Origin of the sequence: Amycolatopsis balhimycina FH 1894 (genome assembly GCF_000384295.1) — a bacterium.
GTDB lineage: Bacteria > Actinomycetota > Actinomycetes > Mycobacteriales > Pseudonocardiaceae > Amycolatopsis > Amycolatopsis balhimycina.
Genome location: NZ_KB913037.1, coordinates 6808644 through 6828590 on the forward strand (window position 1 = coordinate 6808644; position 19947 = coordinate 6828590).

The 19947-nt window shown below is 71.0% G+C and carries 14 protein-coding genes; 6 read left to right on the top strand and 8 right to left on the bottom strand.

What is annotated here, in order from left to right:
• Positions 1-96 precede the first annotated feature (96 nt).
• The 3 genes from A3CE_RS0131220 to A3CE_RS0131230 form a co-directional block, all read right to left on the bottom strand.
• Positions 97-1104, bottom strand: coding sequence for a family 2 encapsulin nanocompartment cargo protein polyprenyl transferase (locus A3CE_RS0131220; protein WP_020644035.1), 1008 nt, complete (start codon positions 1102-1104; stop codon positions 97-99).
• Positions 1101-2489, bottom strand: a complete 1389-nt coding sequence (locus tag A3CE_RS0131225) for a family 2B encapsulin nanocompartment shell protein (RefSeq protein ID WP_026469052.1) — start codon at positions 2487-2489, stop codon at positions 1101-1103. The genes A3CE_RS0131220 and A3CE_RS0131225 overlap by 4 nt, the downstream gene beginning before the upstream one ends.
• Before the next feature lie 241 nt (positions 2490-2730).
• On the bottom strand, positions 2731-4203 hold the full coding sequence (locus tag A3CE_RS0131230) for a family 2B encapsulin nanocompartment shell protein (RefSeq protein ID WP_020644037.1): 1473 nt from the start codon (positions 4201-4203) through the stop codon (positions 2731-2733).
• A 409-nt stretch (positions 4204-4612) separates the two neighbouring features.
• Between A3CE_RS0131230 and A3CE_RS0131235 the strand changes: the two genes are divergently transcribed.
• The 3 genes from A3CE_RS0131235 to A3CE_RS0131245 all read left to right on the top strand — a co-directional run bounded on the left by A3CE_RS0131235 (position 4613) and on the right by A3CE_RS0131245 (position 8334).
• The gene (locus tag A3CE_RS0131235) at positions 4613-5380 is read left to right on the top strand and encodes a bestrophin-like domain (RefSeq protein WP_020644038.1); all 768 of its coding nucleotides are present in this window, start codon (positions 4613-4615) and stop codon (positions 5378-5380) included.
• A complete protein-coding gene (locus A3CE_RS0131240; RefSeq protein WP_026469054.1) occupies positions 5377-6675 on the top strand; it encodes a DUF6923 family protein in 1299 nt (432 codons plus the stop codon). Before A3CE_RS0131235 ends, A3CE_RS0131240 begins: the two co-directional genes overlap by 4 nt.
• Before the next feature lie 90 nt (positions 6676-6765).
• Positions 6766-8334: an esterase-like activity of phytase family protein gene (locus A3CE_RS0131245; protein ID WP_020644039.1), complete on the top strand. Its 1569-nt coding sequence runs from the start codon at positions 6766-6768 to the stop codon at positions 8332-8334.
• Here A3CE_RS0131245 and A3CE_RS0131250 read toward each other — a convergent pair.
• Positions 8331-9350 carry an autoinducer 2 ABC transporter substrate-binding protein gene (locus tag A3CE_RS0131250; RefSeq protein ID WP_020644040.1) on the bottom strand — a complete coding sequence of 340 codons (1020 nt, stop codon included), beginning with the start codon at positions 9348-9350 and terminating at the stop codon, positions 8331-8333. The two genes, A3CE_RS0131245 and A3CE_RS0131250, sit on opposite strands and share 4 nt — an antisense overlap.
• A gap of 257 nt (positions 9351-9607) precedes the next feature.
• Between A3CE_RS0131250 and A3CE_RS0131255 the strand changes: the two genes are divergently transcribed.
• On the top strand, positions 9608-10060 hold the full coding sequence (locus tag A3CE_RS0131255) for a DUF4396 domain-containing protein (protein ID WP_020644041.1): 453 nt from the start codon (positions 9608-9610) through the stop codon (positions 10058-10060).
• Positions 10061-10096: 36 nt separating this feature from the next.
• Here the strand turns inward: A3CE_RS0131255 and A3CE_RS0131260 are convergent, their stop codons facing one another.
• From A3CE_RS0131260 to A3CE_RS0131270, 3 genes are all read right to left on the bottom strand, one after another.
• On the bottom strand, positions 10097-11332 hold the full coding sequence (locus A3CE_RS0131260) for a glycoside hydrolase family protein (protein WP_026469055.1): 1236 nt from the start codon (positions 11330-11332) through the stop codon (positions 10097-10099).
• Between the two features lie 221 nt (positions 11333-11553).
• Entirely contained in the window at positions 11554-12768 is a 1215-nt protein-coding gene (locus A3CE_RS0131265) for a hypothetical protein (protein WP_020644043.1), read from the bottom strand.
• Between the two features lie 87 nt (positions 12769-12855).
• The gene (locus A3CE_RS0131270) at positions 12856-15786 is read right to left on the bottom strand and encodes an AfsR/SARP family transcriptional regulator (RefSeq protein WP_020644044.1); all 2931 of its coding nucleotides are present in this window, start codon (positions 15784-15786) and stop codon (positions 12856-12858) included.
• 157 nt (positions 15787-15943) lie between these two features.
• On the opposite strand from A3CE_RS0131270, the gene A3CE_RS0131275 reads away from it, so the two are divergent.
• Together A3CE_RS0131275 and A3CE_RS0131280 are read left to right on the top strand one after the other, a co-directional pair.
• Positions 15944-16570, top strand: coding sequence for a TetR family transcriptional regulator (locus A3CE_RS0131275; RefSeq protein WP_020644045.1), 627 nt, complete (start codon positions 15944-15946; stop codon positions 16568-16570).
• Between the two features lie 332 nt (positions 16571-16902).
• Positions 16903-18390 (top strand): glycoside hydrolase family 28 protein, encoded by a 1488-nt coding sequence (locus A3CE_RS0131280; RefSeq protein ID WP_020644046.1) that lies wholly within the window; start codon positions 16903-16905, stop codon positions 18388-18390.
• A 173-nt stretch (positions 18391-18563) separates the two neighbouring features.
• On the opposite strand, the gene A3CE_RS0131285 is transcribed toward A3CE_RS0131280, so the two are convergent.
• Positions 18564-19748, bottom strand: a complete 1185-nt coding sequence (locus tag A3CE_RS0131285) for a glycoside hydrolase family 88/105 protein (RefSeq protein ID WP_020644047.1) — start codon at positions 19746-19748, stop codon at positions 18564-18566.
• Between the last annotated feature and the right edge of the window lie 199 nt (positions 19749-19947).

Genomic DNA, 19947 nt, shown 5'->3' on the forward strand with positions numbered 1-19947 from the left:
TCGACACGGCGACACCGAGCCTGCCGCAGTGTGTCGACCCTCCAATCACGCGAGTTGGCGTTCTGATCACGCGAGTTGGCGCTTCCGTCACGGGGTTCAGTGGGTGCGGGTGGTGATCAGGCGGGCCAAGGCCGCCAGTTCGGCGGCCGCGCGGGGGACCGGGTTCGCCGCGGTGAGGTCGCGCAGTGCCTTGGCCAGTAACGCTTCCGCCTGGGCTTGGCTCCATTGACGTCCGCCCGCGGCTTCCACGAGCGAGGCCGCGCGGGCCAGCGACGCTTCGTCGAGAGGCTCGCGCCGGGCGTAGAGCGCGGCCAGGTCCGCGCCCGCGTCCGTGCCCGAACTCAGCGCCGTCACCACCGGCAGGGACTTCTTGCGGTTCTGCAGGTCCGAGTACACCGGCTTGCCGGTGACGGCCGGGTCTCCCCAGATGCCGAGCAGGTCGTCGATGTGCTGGAACGCCAGCCCGACCGCTCGCCCGAACGCGCCGAACCGGTCGTCACCGGCCGCCCCGAGCGTGCACGCCGCGCCCAGCAGCGCGGCCGTCTTGCCCTCCGCCATCCGCACGCACTCGCCGGGGGTGACGTCGTCGCGCTGCTCGAAGTCCAGGTCCGCGGCCTGTCCCTCGAGCAGGGCCAGCACCGCGGACGACAGCAGCCGCGTGTTCGGCGCCCCGCCCGGCGCCAGCACCTCGAACGCCAGGCTCAGCAACGCGTCCCCGGCGAGCACCGCCGGCCCGGTGCCGAACACCGTCCACGCCGTCGCGCGGTGCCGCCGGGTCGTGTCGCCGTCCATGACGTCGTCGTGCAGCAACGAGAAGTTGTGCACCAGCTCGACCGCGACGGCGGCCGGGACGGCGTCCGCGGCGTCACCGCCCGCGGCTTCCGCGCACAACAGCACCAGGGCCGGCCGCAACGCCTTGCCGCCGCCGCCCGGCGACGGCCGCCCGTGGGTGTCCGCCCAGCCGAAGTGGTAGGCGGCGATCCGCCGCATCGCCTCGGGCAGCCGCTCGGCGGCGGTGCGCAGCGCCGGGTCGACCAACCCGCGGCTCCAGGCGAGGACGTCGGCGAGGGGCCGGGCCGCGGTGCGCGCGTTCATGGTCGTCATGAGCGGCCGATCTCGACGTCGTCGAGCACCCCGAGCGCGTCCGGGACGAGGACGGCGGCGGAGTGGTACGCGCTGACCAGGTACGAGGTCACCGCGCGTTCGTCGGTGCCCATGAAGCGGACGTTCAGCCCGGGCTGGTACTCGTCGGGCAGCGCTTTCGGGCGCAGGCCGATCACCCCGGCGTCGTCTTCGCCGGTCCGCATGGCGAGGATCGACGTCGTCCCCGCCGCGCTGACGGGGATCTTGTCGCACGGCAGGATCGGCACCCCGCGCCAGGCGGCGACGCGTTTGCCGTCCAGGACGGTGGGGGCGGGGTACACGCCCCGGGCGGTGCACTCCCGGCCGAACGCCGCGATGGCCCGCGGGTGGGCGAGGAAGAACCGCGTCTTGCGGCGGCGGCTGAGCAGGTCGTCCAGGTCGAGCGGGGACGGCGGGCCGGTGCGGGTGGTGAGCCGGTGCTTGAGGTCGGCGTTGTGCAGCAGCCCGAACTCGGTGTTGTTCACCAGCTCGTGTTCCTGCCGTTCCCGCAGTGCTTCCACGGTCAGCCGCAGCTGCTGTTCGAGCTGGTTCATCGGCTGGTTGTAGAGGTCGGTGACGCGGTTGTGCACCCGCAGCACGGTCTGCGCCACGGCCAGGTCGTACTCGCGCGGCGACGGGTCGTAGTCGACGTAGGTGCCCGGCAGGAGCGGCTCCCCGTCGTGCCCGGCGGCCAGGTCGACGCTCGCCTCGCCGGCCTTGTTCGCCGGTTTCCGCGGCCGTGTAAGCGCTTCCGCGACGTGGGTGCGAAGCGCTTCGGACCGGCCGTTGAGACGTGCGTACGCCGCGGCGGGCAGCACCAGCGCGACGACGCGGGTGGCGGCCCGGGCGGTGAACGCCCAGGTGCCGGTGTCGTGGCCGAGGAGTTCCTCGCCGAAGTGGTCGCCGTCGGTGGCGGTGCCGAGGTGGACCTCGTCGCCGTACTCGCCGGTGCCGTGACGGGTCACCTTGCCGTGGGCGATGAGCACCAGCGTGTCCACGGGCGTGCCCTCGGTGAAGAGCGTCGCGCCGGGTTCGTATTCGCGTTGTTCGAAGGCGCCGGCCAACGCGCTCAGCGCCTGTTCGTCGCCGAATCCGCGGAGCAGGGCGAGTTCGGTGAGTTCGGCGGGCACGACCTGCACGCGGGCGCCGGTGTTGTAGAAGCTCACCTTGCCGTCGCCCACGGTATAGGTCAGGCGCCGGTTGACCCGGTAGCTGCCGGCGGGGACGTCGACCCAGGGCAGCTGGGACAGCAGCCAGCGGGTGGTGATGCCGCGCATCTGCGGCAGTGACTTGGTCGTCGTGGTGAGGGTCCGTGCCGCTCTCACGCTCAGCGACAGCTGCACGGATGTTTCTTCGGTGACTGTCAAGGATTCACGCGCCGATCGGGTTCGGGTGCTTCGGGAGGACGGGTGCCCGCGGGCCTCGGCACGACCCGGGCGGCGGCCGTGCCGAGCCCGGTCGGCCCGAAGGCGGACGCGGGTAATCCACCTGCAGTTCGGGGGTCCGGGGGCAGGGCCCCCGGCGCGGGGTGTGGGGGCTCGGCCCCCACAGGACACAGCGGGCGGCCGGGCGCGTCCGGCTTGCGGGGCGGGGTGGCGGGCTCGGGCATCACTCCTCCCGGCCGAGCTCGGCGGCCTCCAGGACCGCGAGGGCGTCGGGCACCAGCACGGCCGCGGAGTAGTAGGCGGAGACGAGGTAGGAGATGACGGCCTGCTCGTTGATGCCCATGAACCGCACGTTCAGCCCCGGCTGGTACTCGTCCGGCAGGCCGGTCTGGTGCAGCCCGACCACGCCCTGGGCTTCCTCGCCGGTGCGCATCAGCAGGACCGAGCTGGTGCGGGTCTCGGTGACGGGGATCTTGTTGCACGGCAGGATCGGCACCCCGCGCCACGCCGGGACGTGGTGCCCGCCGAGGTCGACGGCGTCGGGGTAGACGCCGGCCTTCGTGCATTCCCGGCCGAACGCGGCGATCGTCTTGGGGTGGGCGAGGAAGAACCCGGGGTCCTTCCACACCAGCGAGAGCAGCTCGTCGAGGTCGTCCGGGGTCGGCGGACCGGTGCGGGTGGGGATGCGCTGCGCGAAGTCGGCGTTGTGCAGCAGGCCGAAGCCGGCGTTGTTGATCAGCTCGTGTTCCTGGCGTTCCCGCAGTGCTTCGACGGTCAGCCGCAGCTGCTGCTCGATCTGGTTCATCGGCTGGTTGTAGAGGTCGGCGACGCGCGAATGGACGCGCAGCACCGTCTGCGCCACGGACAGCTCGTACTCCCGCGGCCTGGCCTCGTAGTCGACGAACGTGCCCGGCAGCACCGGCTCCCCGTCGTGCCCCGACGCCAGGGAGATCTCCGCCTCGCCGTGGTCGTTGCTGGCCGCCGAGCCGAGCGCCAGGTAGCCGTCCAGGTGTGCCCGCAGGGCTTCGGACCGGGCCACGACGTCTTCGAACGCCTGGCGAGGCAGGGAAAGCACGGTGCAGGCGGTGACGGCCTTGGCGGTGAACTCCCAGATCCCGTCCCCGTGGACGAGCGCGTTCTCCCCGAAGTGGTCGCCGTCGGCGAGCGTGCCCAGCACGACCTGGTCGCCGTAGGCGCCGGTGCCGATCTTGCTGATCTTGCCGTGGGCGAGCAGGAACACGTGGTCGGCCTGGCTTCCGAACTCCACCAGGGCGTCGCCCGGCTCGTACTCGTGCTGGGTGAACCGGCCGGCCAGCTCGGTGAGGACCTCTTCGTCGTCGAACCCCCGCAACGGCGCCAGCTCGCCCAGTTCCGGCGGGATGACCCGGACCTGGGCGCCGGTGGAGGTGAACGTGACCCGGCCGTCGCCGACCGCGTAGCTCAGTCGCCGGTTCACCCGGTACGCGCCGCCGGAGACCTCCACCCAGGACAGCAGCTTCAGCAGCCACCGCGAGGAGATGCCCTGCATCTGCGGAACCGACTTGGTCGTCGTCGCCAGGGTCCGGGCCGCGGCCCGGCTCAGGCTCGACAGCGTCTGCTCGTCCGCGTTCACGGAATCCACCGGGTCGGTGACAGTCACAGCGAGAACCACCCATTCATTCGCGTCGGCACGCGCCCCCGCGGGCGCGCCGGTCATGAGCTGCTATTTCCTGGAATTCGCGGATTTCGCGATCCCGCGAAATCAACATAGCAACAGCGTTCGGCGGCACAATGACACGATCGGGTCAGGACGATGATCGCCGGTTCGTTATTGATCATTTGGCCGCATCGGGGAAAGAAGTGGTCACCGCGTGTTCCCGGCCGTCACCCGGTCGGGAGGATCCCAGCTCGAGGCGGACTTCCCCGGTCGCAGCCAGGAATGGTGGGAGTGGTCATGCCGCCCGGAACTGCGCCGAACCGGCGATTCCCGGAGTCGCGATACGGCCACCCGGATGAATTCCGCAATTGCGGTTGTACGTCGGTCAACGGATGGCTAACTTGACGGTTCCCGGTGACGGAATGCGCCGGGTGACACTTCCCGCGGCTCGCGGGCGAAAGGACCTGGATTGAACATCTTCGTGGCCGGCAGTCTGTGGGTGGCCGGCGCGGCGCTGGCCGGTGGCGGGATCGCCTACCTGGTCCGCCGCTTCGGCCGGGACGGCGAAGGCAGGCCCGCCAACAACGACGCGGCGGGCCAGGTGTTCACCATCGTCGGCGGGCTGCACGCGGTCCTGGTCGCGTTCGTGCTCATCTCGCTCTTCGACTCGGTGAGCGCCGCGAGCCAGGACGCGCGGACCGAGGCCGACAGCCTGGTCGCGGCCACCTGGGCGGCCGACGCGCTGCCGGCGGAGACAAAGGACCGGGTGCACCAGCTCGCCGTCGCCTACGCGCGGACGGTCGAGGACCAGGAGTGGCCGCGCCTGGCCGACGGCGGCCCGATACCGGCCACGGGCTGGCGGCAGCTCGACCAGATGCGCCAGGCGGTGGCGGCCGCGCCGACCGACGGCGACTGGCAGATCGACCGCAAGACCGAGGCGAGCAACCAGCTCTGGGCGGTCTACCAGGCCCGCCAGCAGCGGCTGGCGGACTCCGGCGGCGACGGGGTCGGCGCGGTCGTCTGGTTCGCGCTGATCCTCGGCAGCCTGATCACCGCGATCCTGCTGCCCAACCTCTTCGGCGGCACCCGGCTGATCGCGCACATCATCATCGTGTCCACGCTGGCCGGCACGATCACGTTGCTGCTGTTCGCCATCCACGAGCTGCAGAACCCGTTCAGCGGCGGCGCGAAGGTGCCCGCCGAGGCGTTCACCTCGGCGCTGGAAAGGCTGGCTTGACCGGCACGCGGGCTCGCTGGGCGGCGGTTTTCGGCGTGGCCGCGGCGGTTTCGGCGCTGCTGGCCACGACGGGCCGGCTCGAGTCCCCGGCGTCGAGGACCGCGGCGGCCCAGGAGCCGGACTCGTGCACGGTCCTGCAGGCGGAAACCGAACGCGACCACGCCCCGACGACGTTGCGGCTGGTCTCGCTGCCCAGCGGTGTCACGCAGCGGGTGACCGAGGCCGGGTACTGGATCAACGCGATGGGGTACTCCGCCCGGCAGGACGTCGTCTACGGCGTCGCGGACGGCACCCGCCGCGGCCGGTACGACCACGGCGCGCACGCGGTGCGGATCGACGCCGCCGGCACGGTCACCGACCTGGGCGTGATCGGCCGCGCGGGCGCGCGGCGCCCGGTGTGGAGCCTGGTCACCGGCGCCACGGCCGGCGCGATCGACGGCAACCGCTGGTACGTGCGGCAGGACAGCGATCTGTACACAGTGGACATCGACCCGGCGAGCGCGGACTACCTGCGGGTCGTGCACCGGACGGCGTTGCGGCCGGTGTCGCTCGCGGCCGGCGTCGACGACTTCGCCTACGACCCGGCGGACGGCCTCCTCTACGGCGTTTCGACGACCACTCGCGGCGCCGGCTCGGTCGTCACGCTCGACCCGGCGACCGGGAAGGTCGAGCCGGTGCCCGGGGAACGTTTCCCCGAGGGCGGCGCGTACGGATCGGTCGCGCTCGGGCCCGGCGCGATCTACGCCACGGCCAACCGCGACGGGCACCGCAGCGTCACGTATCGGCTGCCCCGCGACGGCTCGGGCCCCGCCGCCGAGGTCGCGACCGGGCTGCCGCTGGCGAGCAGTGACGCGGCCGGGTGCTACCCCGAGGAACCCCCGCCGCTGCCTTCGCCTCGGGAACCACCGTCCCTGTCCCCATCGCCGCCGCCGTCGCCGTCACCGACCACACCGGCAGCGTCGCCGACACCAGCACCGACCACACCGGCACCGTCACCTTCGCCGGAGCCGCCTCCGCCCCCGCAGCCGCCGCCGGTGGAACGGCCGGTCGTCCTGCCTCCGACAACTACACCGACGCCAACACCGACGCCAACACCGACGCTCACGCCGCCACCGTCGGTGACGCCCCCGCCGCCGGCCCCGGCGACGTCACGGCACGCGCGCCCGCCGCGGAAACCCCAGCCGGTGGCCCAGGACACCGGCCGCCGGACCCAGGAGAAACGCCGCTGGGGACTGACGGCGCTGATCCTGGTCCTCGGCGGCGGCGCGGTCGCCCACGTGCGCCGGCACCGTTAACGCCCCGGCCTCCTCGAAGACGGGCGCTGTCCATCTCGGCCACCCAGACTCCTCCTCCGGCGCGCCGCCGCGCCGGAGGAGGAGAAACGGATGAAGCGGGTACGAATCGCCCTCGTGGCCGGAGTTCTGGCCCTGCCGCTGGCTGCCGCGGGGCCGGCCGCGGCCCACGGTCACGGCCTCCGGGCGGCCGACGACCACTACCGGGTCCGTGCGGGGCAGCCGCTGCGGGGCCGGGTGCTCGGCAACGACCGGGGCGCCGCCGCCGTCGTCCGGCACACCGCCGCCGCGCACGGGACCGTCACGATCGGTGCCGACGGGACGTTCCGCTACACCCCGGCGCCCGGCTTCACCGGCCGGGACACCTTCACCTACACCGTTTCCGACGCGGTCGAGCTCTACCCGACCGACCTGCCACCCCTGGCCACGATCGGCGGTGTCGAGATCAAGGCCGGTGCCTACGGCTCGGCGCTCACTCCCGTGCCCGGCGAGCGCGACGAGTTCTACGGCCTCACCGACCGCGGCCCGAACGTCGACGCGCCCGGCGGCGGCAAGATCGAGCCGCTGCCCGGCTTCACCCCGGCGATCGGGAAGTTCCGGCTCCGCGGCGGCAAAGCCGTGCTGGAGAAGACGATCCCGCTGCGCGCGGCGGACGGCACGCCGTACAACGGCCAGGTCAGCACGCTGGCGAGCACCGGCGAGAAGATCGTCGACCTGAAGGGGAACCCGCTGCCCGCGTCGCCGTACGGCTACGACCCCGAAGGTATGGTCGCCCTCTGCGACGGCACGTTCTGGGTGTCCGACGAATACGGCCCGTTCATCACGCACTTCGGGCGGGACGGCCGCGCGCTCGAGCGCCTCTCGCCGTTCGACGGCTCACTGCCGGCCGAGTTGCACTACCGGGTGCCGAACAAGGGCATGGAAGGCCTCGCGCTCACCCCGGACGGCCGGACGCTGGTCGGCGTGATGCAGTCGGCGTTGCAGCAGCCGGACCTGACGAAGAAGCCGGGCAACGTCACGACGCTGCGGATCGTCACCGTCGACCTGCGGACCCGCGCCACGCACGAGTACCTCTACCTGCTCGAGGACCCGGCCACGACGAGCACTGCGGTCAGCGAGATCACCGCGTTGTCGGCGACGCGGTTCCTGGTGGACGAGCGGGACGGCAAACCCGAACCGGGTGCCTTCAAGAAACTCTTCGAGATCGACCTGTCCGGTGCCACCGACGTCGGCCCGCGAGCGGCCGGCTACGACGCCGGCAAGGGCGGGCTGCTCGTCGCGGGGAAGAGCATCGACGCCTACGTCGGCAAGGACACCACGGCCGAGGCACTGAAGGACCTCGCCGCGGCCGGGATCACGCCGGTGGCCAAGAAGCTCCACGTGGACCTGGGCGCCCTCGTGTCCACACTGGACCCGAGCGGCGGTTTCTTCGGCCACGACAAGGTCGAAGGCGTCGCGACGACCGACGGCGGCCGGACCGTCGTGGTCAGCAACGACAACGACTTCGGCATCGACGGCGTGACGAACGCGGCGCCGCCGTACGCGCTGCACCCGAAGACGCTGCCGGACGGCCGCCAGGACGACGGCGAGTACCTCGTCGTCGACACGACGCGGCTCCCGGCGGCGACGAGCACCGCGACGGTGACGATCGACGTGCGCTAGTACTTGAACTGGTCGACGTTGTCGGTGGTGATGAGCAGCGGATCGCCCAGCAGGACGGTCTTCGACGCGGTGTCGTACTTCACCGCCGGCAACTCCAGGCTCACCTTGTTGACGGCCTGGAGTGGCTTGCCGTCGGCGACCTGCTTGGCCGTCCACGCGGTCAGGTAGCCCAGCGACTCGACGTTCCACAGCACCGACTGCGAGCACGAGCCGTCGAGCAGGAACGGCTTGATCGCCTGCGGCGTGCCGACACCGACGGTGAACACCTGGCCGATCTTCTGCTCGTCGCGCACGGCTTTCGCGACCCCCGGCGCCGACGTCGTGCACTCGCCGATCAGCCCGGTCAGGCCGGGGTGGCCGGCCATGATGCCCTTGGCCAGGTTCGTCGCGGTGTCCTGGTCCTCGCCCGCGTACACGGTCTCGACGAGCTGGGCCTTCGGGTAGCGGTCGGCCGCGTACTCCTTCTGGACGGCGATCCACGAGTTGAGGTTCGCCGCCGCCGGGCCGCAGGAGACGATCGCGTACTGGCCGGTGCCGCCGGTCTTCGCCATCAGCGCGTCGACGACCGCGGTGCCGATGCCCTGGGCACTGGCCTGGTTGACGAACACCTCGCGCTGCGTGCCCGGCGCGTCGGTGTCCGAGGTCAGCACGTGGATGCCCTTCGCCCGCGCTTCGGCGATCACCTGCGCGAGCACGGCCGGGTCGTTGGGCGCCACGACGATGACGTCGACCTTCTTCGCGATCAGGTCGCGCACGATCTTCACCTGCGCGGCCGGGTCGACGTTCCCGGGGCCGGTCGTGGTCCACTCCACGCCCAGCTGTTTCGCCGCCTCGCGCCCACCGGTGTCCATCGCGTCGAAGTACGGGATGCCGCCGATCTTGGGCACGAACGCGATCCGGGTCGGCGACGTCGGCGCCGGGGCGCCGCCCCGCTGGTCCGAGCAGCCGCCGAGCGCGAGCACCGCACCCAGCAGCAGCGTCGCGACCAGCCGGAAGGTCTTCGTCGGCCCTCGCATCGCACCCATTCCTCAGGACTGTCGGACGGTCTGCGCACGGTGGAGACCAAGGGCGAACGTAGGGCCCCGCGTAACTGTGGTCAACGGGATGTGCGCAAAGGGTTACGGAAGTGAGTTCTGCTCCGCGGCCTTTTCCGGGAAATGCGCTGGATGGCGGTGTCGGCCACGCTGAGTGACGAGCGTTGATACCGGAAGTGATGAACACGGGTGACGCGGGAGACGTGACCCGAATACCCCCGAGGGGTATAGTCGCCGGCATGAGCGAACAGCACGGGGCTTCGTGGGCGACGGCGATCCAGGCGACTCTGCACTGCCTGACCGGCTGTGCCATCGGTGAGGTGCTCGGCATGGTGCTGGGCACGGCGTTCGGCCTGCACAACGCGGCGACGGTGGTCCTGTCGATCGTGCTGGCCTTCGTCTTCGGCTACGCCCTGACCATGCGGGGCGTGCTGAAGTCGGGCCTGGGGCCGGCGGCGGCGTTCAAGGTCGCGCTGGCCGCGGACACCGTGTCGATCGCCGTGATGGAGCTGATCGACAACACCGTGGTCGTGGCGATTCCCGGGGCGATGGACGCCGGCCTGGCCAGCCTGCTCTTCTGGCTGTCGCTGGCCCTCTCGCTGGCGATCGCGTTCGTGGTCACGGTGCCGGTGAACAAGGCGATGATCGGGCGCGGCCTCGGCCACGCCAAAGTGCACGCCCACCACCACTGACCGCGTCCGGGGAGGTGGCGGCCTCCCCGGCGGCCGCTACACGCTCGAAAGGTCGATCGCGCGGTCGGCCTTCCGCCGGTCGAGCACCCGCAGGATGCCTTCCAGCAGGTAGTAGTCGGCGTAGGGGAGCGACACCTCGACGCCGTCCTCGTTCGGCCGGTTGCGGGTGCAGCGCGCGACGCTCGCCTCGGCCCGGGCGGACTTCGTGGTCAGGCACGTCCGCGACACCCCGGTGAGGATCCGCAGCGCGCTCTCCCGGTAGTGCGGGCGGTGCGTGAGCTCCGCCAGGTCCAGCAGGCCGCACGCCATGATCACCCCGGCGGAGGCGTCCTTGACGTCGTCCGGGGCCTGGGGTGCCAGGTAGTCCCAGACCGGCACGTGGTCCGAGGTCAGCCGGGACAGCGCGAAGTCGGCCAGGCGCCGGGCCGTGGTCAGGAACTCCGGGTCCCCGGTGCGGCGGTGGATCGTCGTGAACCCGTAGACGCCCCAAGCCTGTCCGCGCGACCAGCACGACGCCGGGCTGTAGCCCTGCACGGTGCCGGGCCCGACCGGCGCGCCGGTGACGGGGTCGAAGTCGAACACGTGCGGCGTCGATCCGTCCGGACGCGGGAAGTACCGCTGGGCCGTCTTCGCGTGCGCGACGGCGATGTCCAGGTACCGCGGGTCCCCGGTCTGCCGGCTCGCGAACGCCAGCAGGTCGAGGTTCATCATCGTGTCCATGATGACGCGGCCCGCGTTCTTCGGGTCGTCGAGCGCGCCCCAGGCCCGGATGAACTTCCCCGCCGGGTTGTAGCGCTGGATCAGCGACGACGCGGCCTGCACCGCGCCGTCCTTCCACTTGTCGTCGCCGGTGAGCCGCCAGGCGGTCACCCATGAGGGGTAGAAGAGGAATCCGAGGTCGTGCGTGCCGGTGTCGGTCCGGCGTGGTGCGAGTTTCTCCGCGGACGCCAGCGCGAGGGTCTTGAATTGTTCCTCGCCGCTGTGCAGCCAGGCCAGCCACAACTGTCCCGGCCAGAATCCGCCGACCCAGTCACCGTTTTGTGAATAGGTCCATTTCTCGAACTTCGTGCCGACCGGAAACGCGGTGACACCGGGTGCCACCGCGCGGAGCTTGGTCACCGCGTAGTCGGCCGCTTGGCGGAGCGTCCGGGTGGCCGATGCCTGGTCGGCGGCATCGGGGCCGGCCGCTGAAGCGGCCGTGGAGGTACTGGCGCTCACCGCCGCCGCGGCACCGGCCGCGGTCGTCAGCAAGGTTCTCCGGGTAATGCTCACAGGTGCCCGCCATTCCGTGTGGGGAAAGTGCCCGGAATTTTCGCACGATCAGCGCGCGGTTGTACACCCGGCGGACTTTTGTTCATGGTTGTGAATTCGTGTGCCGGTGAGCGGAATGGTCCGCGAATGGGCGAAGGCCCGGCGGGAATGCCGGGCCTTCGCTGTTATCGCGGGTGAGGGCAGTCGACCACGCGATGCTCGTGGTGCACTCGAGCCGGGGCTCAGCAGTGCGGCGCCACCGGGTCGTCGGAGCCGGTCTGGACGTAGGTGTCCGAGACGTAGTTGTTCGGGCCGATCCGGTCCCAGATGTTGCCGGTGCCGAACTTGCCGGTGACGGTGTCACCCTCGACGTAGCACTCGATGTTGACCTTGGCGTAGTTCGCCGCGAGGCCCTTGATGGCGGCCGACGTGCTCGCGCTCGCCCGGACGTTCATCGGGTCGCCGGCGGTGCTGATCACGCCGGTCTTGTCGGAGCCGGTCCACAGGTAGGTGACGTTCACGTTGCCGTTGTCCGACATGCCGAGCCCGTCGTAGAAGACGCCGTCGGCGAGGTCGATGCCTGCCGGGTTGCCGACCTTGTAGCCGAGGTCGTCCTTACCGCCGTTGTAGTTGTTGTGGTAGGCGGCGTACGCCTCCGGCTGGCCCTGGGGGAGGTCCTTGTACTCGGCGCGCACCGAGGCCGGGTTCCAGTAGTCGTCCTTGGTGTTCCACGGGCCGACGTCCCACACCGGGGCGTACTCGCAGCGGCTGCCGTCGGTCTTGCAGACGCGCACGGTGTAGGTGCCGGAGCCCTTGCCGGACAGCGCGCGCCCGGACGGCAGCGCGACGAAGTGGTCGCGGCTGGTGATGACGTGGCCGTTGGCGGTCGTCTGCCCGGTCAGGCCTTCGCGGGTGGCGTAGATCTTGTAGGTCAGCGCGGTCGAGGCGGCCAGCGCGTTGGCCTGCGGGACGCTGTCGGCGCTGAGCGCGACGCTCTTGACCGTGGGCCGCACGCCGTCGGTGGTGCTGTGCAGGCTGATCCGCACCTGCACCTCGCTCACGGTGCTCTTCAGCGCGGTGCCCGCGGGCGTCCACTCGGTCCAGTCGTTCGCGCCGGTCCGGCCGCGGACGTCGACGTCGACCGAAGTGCCCTTCGGGGTGTCGAGGTTCAGTTCCGCGCTGACGCGGTTCGACGGCGAGCCCAGCTCGTGCCCGGCGGTGGTCAGGCTGCCCTCGCTGCCGGCGAACACCCGGGCGGTTCTGTGCCAGGCGGCGTCGGCCAGGGTCAGTGTCCCGCTCGCGGCGGCGACGTTGACGTCGTCGTTGTCCACAGTGGACACGTCTGCGGTCCAGCTGTTCGTGGTCGCGGCCTGGGCGGGGGCTCCGGCCAGCGCCGTCACCGCCCCGGCGGCCAGGACCGCCGCGGTCACACGGCCGGTCTTCTTGATCCGGATCATCCCCGGTTCTCCTCTCGCACTCGTTCACTCGAACGTGGCGAAAGACTGACCGGACGGCGTACATGATCCGTACAAGCAGTTTGTGCGTCAGGCGGAGACGATGTGCGGCGGCTCCTCGGCGAGGGTCAGCGGTTCCTTCGGCGGAGCCGACAGCTCGTGCCAGATCGCCAGCGCCCGCTCGGAATAGTCGCGGGACCGCTCGGGCTGCGAGAGGGCCCGGTGCAGCTCGCCGAGCAGCTGGGACACCTCCGCCTCCGACCGCCGGTCGCCGTTGCGGCGGTGCACCGACAGGGAGTTGACCAGCAGCAGCTGCGCGTGCGCGAAGTCGCCGCTGTGCAGGCACAGCTCGCCGAGGTTCTGGTTGGCGTAACCGACGCAGTGGTCGTCGCCCAGCTCGGTGAAGATCGCGATCGACCGGTCGACGTGCTCGCGCGCCGCGGCCAGGTTGCCCTGGTGCTGGTGCAGCAGCGCCAGCCGCTTGAACGCGTGCGCCTCGCGGTGCCGGTCGCCGATCTCCGCCGACAGCTCCAGCGCGTCGGTGAACCAGCGCTTCGCCGCCGCGTAGCAGCCGCGTGACATCCAGACCGCGCCGGCGCCGATGCGCGCCACCGCTTCGCCGTGCTGGTCGCCGGCTTCGTCGAACAGCTTCAGTGCCTCGTGGCAGTGGTCGAGCGCCAGGTCGTCCTCGCCGTCGATGCGCAGGATCGTGGCGAGGCCGGTGAGCGCGATGGCGACGCCCTGGACGTCGCCGACGCGCTCGAACAACGCCTTCGACTCCTCGAACGCCACCCGGGACTCGGCGTAGTCGTCCTGGTAGAGCAGGTACTGGCCGACGTTGCGCTGCACGATCGCCTCGGCACGCAGCGAGCCGGTCCGGCGGGCCGCGGCGAGCGCGATGGTGTGCGTGCTGTGCCAGTCGTCCTGGTGCCCGCGAAGGTCGAAGTACGGCGTCAGCGCCGACGCCAGCTGCCAGGCCAGGTCGTCGAAGCCGTGCTCGGCGGCGAGCGAAACCGCCGCGACGCTGGTGTGCCGCTCGGCCGCGAACCACGCGGCCGGGTCGTCGGGCAGCACGTCGGCGGGGACCGCCGGGCGCGGCAGCTCGTCGTCGCGGTACATCCCGAAGAAGTGCAGGGGCATCCGGCGCGCGGCTTCGAGCGCCAGCGCCAGGTAGCCCTCCAGCACCCGCCGCAGGCCGGCGCGCGTCTTCGCCGCGTCACTCCGCTCCGCGAGCTCGACCGCGTACACGCGCAGCAGATCGTGGAGGCGGTAACGCGGCTGCCCGGCCGAGTCGGAGCCGACGAGCTCGACGAGATGACCGTCGACCAGCACGTCGAGCACCTCGTCGGCGTCGCGGCGGCCCAGCACGGAAGCGACCGCCCACGCCGGGAACTGGACCGGTCCGAGCAGCCCGAGCCCGCGGAACGCGGTGGCCGCCGACATCGGCAGCAGGTCGTAGGACAGCGTCACGCTCGCCCGGACGGCGAGGTCGCCGACGCGCAGCTCGTCGAGCCGGCGGCGTTCGTCGTGCAGCCGGCCGGCCAGCAGCCGCAGCGTCCAGCCCGGCCGGTTCGTCAGCTTCGCGCCGGCCACCCGGATCGCCAGCGGCAGGTGCCCGCACTGGCGCAGGATCGCCGCGGCGCTCTCCGGCTCGGCGGCCACCCGATCGGCACCGACGATGCCCTCCAGCAGCCGCGCGGCCTCGACCTCCGGCAGCAGGTCGACGTCGACCGGCGTCGCCCCGGCGAGCCCGGGCAGCCGGATGCGGCTGGTCAGCAGGACCGCGCAGGCACCGGCGCCGGGCAGCAGCGGCCGCACCTGGGCGGCGCTGCCGGCGTCGTCGAGCACGACGCACATCCGCCGTCCGGCCAGCCGCGACCGCAGCAGCGCCGACCGCTCGGCGAGCTCCCGCGGCAGGCCGGCGTCGGGGACACCCAGCGCGTGCAGCAGCTCGGCCAGCACGCCCATCGGCGCCCGCGGCGACGACGAGGTGCCGGCCAGGTCGACGTGCAGCTGGCCGTCGGGGAAGTCGTCGCGGACCGCGTGCGCGACCCGGATGGCGATCGCGGACTTGCCGACGCCGGGAGCGCCCGAAAGCACGATGACGGCGGGCGTCCCCGAGTTCGCGCGTTCCCGCATCAGGCCGACGACCTCGCCGATCACGTCGTCGCGGCCGGTGAAGTCCGGCAGGTCGAGGGGCAGCTGGCAGACCGCGACTTCGGCGGGGCGCGGGGCGAGGACGCTCTCCGGCACCAGCGTCGCGCGCAGCTCGCGCAGCCGGGCACCCGGTTCGGCGTCGAGCTCTTCGCGAAGGACCCGCTCGGCCGACTCGTACGCCTCGATGGCGTCCGTGGTCCGGCCGGCGGCACGCAGCGCGACGATCAGCTGCGCCCACAGCTCCTCGCGCAGCGGGTGTTCGGTGACCAGCCCGCGCAGCTCGGCGACGGCCTCGCCGCACCGGCCGAGGCCGATGCGTGCCTTCAGGCGTTGTTCCTGCACGGAAAGCCGGAGTTCGGCGAGCCGGGCGACGGTCGCGCCCCAGCTGTGGTCGTGCGGCAGCCCTTCGAGGACTTCGCCGCGCCACAGCGCGTCGGCCCGGTCGAGGAGTTTGAGTGCGCCCTCGGCTTCGCCGCCGTCGAGTACTTCCTGCGCTTCACCGGCCAAGGCGGTGAAGGCGAGGTGGTCCAGTTCTTCCGGCGCCGCGGTGAGCAGGTAGCCGGAGGCCCGGCTGCTGATCCGCTCGCCCAGCGCGGGGTCGATCTCGGCGAACCGTCTCCGCAGCGAATGGACGTACGTGCGGATGTTCGCCGCGGCCGACCGCGGCGCCGCCTGTGGCCACAGCACTTCCACCAGCACGTCGGTCGACACGACGACGTTCGGCTGCAACGCCAGCGCGGCCAGCAGCAGCCGGGGCTTCGGACCGCCGAGCGCGATCACCTGCCCGGCGGCCGTGACCTCCAGCGGTCCGAGCACGCGGATGGTCAGCGAGGTGGTCTCAACCTGCCCGAAGAGTTCCCCCATACAGCGGATGCTAGGGCCGCTCGGACCTGACGGGATAGATCCATTCGGAGTGTCTAGGCGCACACGTGCGCTGCGGCGCGGCGCCGTCGGCTACTCAGGGCAAGCGGCTAAGCGTGGCTGACGGCCGGTCCGAGGGCTGGGCGCTACGCTGCGTGACGTGACCGATGAACTGGGCCTGCGGGAGCGCAAGAAGCTCCGCACGCGGGCGGCGATCTCGACGGCGGCGATCGAACTCTTCCTCGAGCGCGGGTTCGACGCCGTCGGGGTCGCCGAAGTGGCGCGGGTGGCCGAAGTGTCCAAGCGGACGCTCTTCGCCTACTTCCCGACCAAGGAGGACCTGGTGCTGCACCGGTTCGCCGACCACGAGACCGACGCGGCCGACGTCGTCCGCGCCCGGCGTCCCGGGCAGGGGGCGCTGGCCGCGCTGCGGGAGGCGTTCCTGCGTGGTCTCGCCGAGCGTGAACCGGTGACCGGGCTGTGCGACGCCCCGGCCGTCCTCGCGGTGTTCCGGCTGGTCACCCGGACCCCGGCGCTGGCGGCGAGGCTGGCGGAGTTCACCTCCGCGGGCGAGTCGGCGCTGGCCGCCGCGCTCGCCGAGGCCGGGGTCGCCGAGCCGGACGCGGGTCTCGCGGCCGCGCAGATCGCCGCCGTCCGGCGGACGCTCGCCACGGCGAACATGGCGGCGGTCGCGGACGGCGTCCCGGCGCGGCAGCGGTTCTCCGGCGCCGTCGAGGCGGCCGAACGGGCGTTCACCCTGCTGTCGTCCGGCGTAGGGTTCGGCTGAGGCGCGCCGATCATGCCGGATTCCCGGCCGGACCATGAAAATCACACGGGAACCCCGGGCCCGGCGAAGGTAGACTGCCAAAATCCTGATAGGACACCCCGAGCCGGCGGGCTCGCGGTGCCCCGCCGGACCGCCGCCGCGGATCCAGCCACCCCCGAACACCGGGGGACCCGCGTCCGACTGGGGGTGGCGCGGGTCTCCTGGGCTTTCGCGCGAAAAGCGTTTTCCTTTGTCACCGCGGCGATCTTGACAGTCCGCTCCGGACGCTCGTAATCTGAGTGCTCCGCCGTCATGCCGAGATTTTTCGATTCCATGACAAGGCGGTTGCAACGGTGCAAGCGAAATTCCTGCTGATCTCCTTCGCGGTGGCGGGGCTGGTGGTAACCGGCGCCGGGGTCGCCACCGCCGCGGCGCCCGGCGGCGTTTACGACGTCAAGGACTACGGCGCCAAGGGAAACGGGTCGGCCAACGATTCCTCCGCCATCGACAAGGCCGTCACGGCGGCCAACGCGGCGGGCGGCGGCACCGTCCGGTTCACCTCCGGCACCTACAAGTCGGCCAACACCGTCCACCTCAAGAGCAATGTGACGATCCAGCTCGACGCGGGCGCGACGATCACCGGGTCGAGTGCGGACAGTTACGACAAACCCGAGTCGAACCAGTGGGACAACTATCAGGACTACGGCCACAGCCACTTCCACAACGCGATGTTCTCCGGCGACAAGCTGACGAACATCGGCTTCACCGGCGCCGGCACGATCGACGGCGGCGGCAACCTCATCACCGGCAACCCGAAGTCCGGCGAGGCCGACAAGATCCTGTCCCTCACCCGGTGTGACGGGCTGACGCTGTCCGGGATCAAGCTGCGCCGCGGCGGGCACTTCGCGGCGCTGATCAACGGCTGCACGAACGTCGTGTCGGACCACCTGACCATCGACACGGCGAGCGACCGCGACGGCTGGAACATCATCAGCACCACCAACGTCACGATCACGAACGCTTCGATCGCGGCGAACGACGACGCACTGGTGTTCAAGAGCGACTACGCGCTCGGGGCGAAACTGCCGAACGGGAACGTCACGGTGAACAACGCGAAACTGTCGGCGAAGTGCTGCAACGCGCTGATGTTCGGCTCCGAGACGTGCGGTGACTTCACCGGCTACCAGTTCTCGGACATCACGATCACCGGCGCGCACAAATCGGGCATCGGGATCGTCTCGATGGACGGCGCGAAGATTTCCGACGTGCACTACCGCAACATCACCATGTCCGGCACGTATTCGCCGATCATGATGAAGATCGGCACGCGGAAACGCTGCGGGAACAGCCCCGGCGTCGGCTCGATCAGCGGCGTCACGTTCGACAACATCACGGGCACGCACACCGGCAGCAACTTCAGCCCCACGATCTGGGGCGCGGACAGCGGCCACCGCGTCGCCGACGTCACGTTCACCGGCGTGCACCTGACGGTGCCCGGCGGCAACGGCACCATGGGCACCGGCGTGCCGAGCAACACCGCGACGGACTACAACCCGAAGAGCATCGGCACCCGCCCGTCGTACGGCTGGTACCTGCACTACGCGTCGGGCATCAAGTTCGTGGACAGCTCGGTGGAGTTCGGCAAGGACGACGGCCGTCCGGCGAGCATCGTCAACAACAGCTCCGACATCACGTTCGACCACTTCACGGCGGAGAAGGGCTCGAAGAGCCCGTTCGACATCGGCTTCCAGTCGGTGACGGGCTACTGCGTCAAGAACTCGGCAACAACATCAGGCGGAACCCTCCGCATCACCACCTCGGACTCCACCTCAACCTGCTGAGTTTCCCGTAACCAGCGTGATCAGAGCCGGAACTCGCGTGATCAGAGCCGTAACTCGCGAGTTCCGGCTTCAATCACGCGAGTTCCGGTCTCCATCACGCGAGATACGGGTTTCCGCACGGACGAAGGGGCCCCGGCCGGTCGGCCGGGGCCCCTTGTGCGGCGCGGGAGGGGTCAGTGCATGTACTGCTCGTTCATGATGAGGAACGCGCCGAGGCCGTGGAAGTCGTTGGTCTTGCGGGCGCGGGCGTAGTAGTAGGACAGGTCGCCGACGTTGGTGCCTTCGCAGATGTCGGTGATCTTCGTCAGGCCGTCCGAGTCGAGGGAGATCTTCTTCAGCACGCCGGCGTAGCCCTTGTCCGCCACTGCCTGGTAGGACGCCGGCAGGTAGCCGCGCTGGACGCCGCGGGCCATCGTGAACGTGTACATCGACGACGCCGACGTCTCGAGCCAGTTCTTCGAGTCGCCGCCGCGGTCGACGACCTGGTACCAGCGGCCGGTCGAGGCGTCCTGGTACCGCTGGTAGCCCGCGGCCAGGAACTGGACGATCTCGATCAGCGCCGCCCGGCGCGGGTGGTTCGCCGGGAGCACCTCGAGGATGTCGATGGTGGCCATGCCGAACCAGCCGATCGCGCGGGCCCAGTGGTACTTCGAGTGGTGCCCGGTCCCGGACGCCCACGACTCGGAGCCGTCCTCGTCGTAAGCGTGGTACAGCAGGCCCTTCGCCGGTTCGCGCAGGTGGCTGAAGTAGACGACGAGGTTCTTCGCGGACTCCTCGAAGCAGTACGCGCCGTCGTTGAACGCGGCGCCGTAGAGCGCGAGGAACGGCTGGGCCATGTAGACGCCGTCGCCCCACAGCTGGCCGACCTTGCTGGTGGCGTGGAACATGCCGCCGTCGGACGTCCTCGGGTAGGACGGGAACCGCTTGCGCAGCTGGTCGGCGGCCGTCTTGTACTTCTTGCGGCCGGTCTCCGCGTACAGCAGTGGCAGCATCTGGCACGAACGCATCGAATCGAGGTTGGTGAAGCTGTTCGAGATGCCGCTGTCGGTGATGAACCGGTCGTACCACGCGATGATGTAGTCGAGGTACTTCTTCTCGCCGGTGCGCTTGTAGAACAGGTACTGGCCGTAGAGGTACAGCCCGAGGGTGTAGCCCCACCCGCCGATCTTGTCCGGCGTGTAGCGCTTCATCGTCGAGTCGATCACGGCGCGGGACCAGTCCGCCGGAGCCGTGCCACCGATCGGGGGAAGCCGGTCCGCCGCGCGCGCGAGGGGGCCTGCCGCGGCGAGGGCGCCCAGGGCGCCGAGGGTGCCGGCCAGGACCGCGCGCCGGGTCGGGCGAAGGGGGTGCTCGGACATCGTCGTCCCTTTCGTGCGCTGGCCCCGCGACGCGGGAGTGGGTGGCCGGGATGCCGATCCGCCGTCCGTCGGCATCCCGACCAGCTCTGGGGGGCGCGGCGTGCTACCCGTGTCGCCGGAGCGATGGTCTTGGAGCGAAAGCGCTCTCTGGGGAGAACATCTACTCGCCCCGCCGACCCGCAGTCAAGAGAGATCGGAT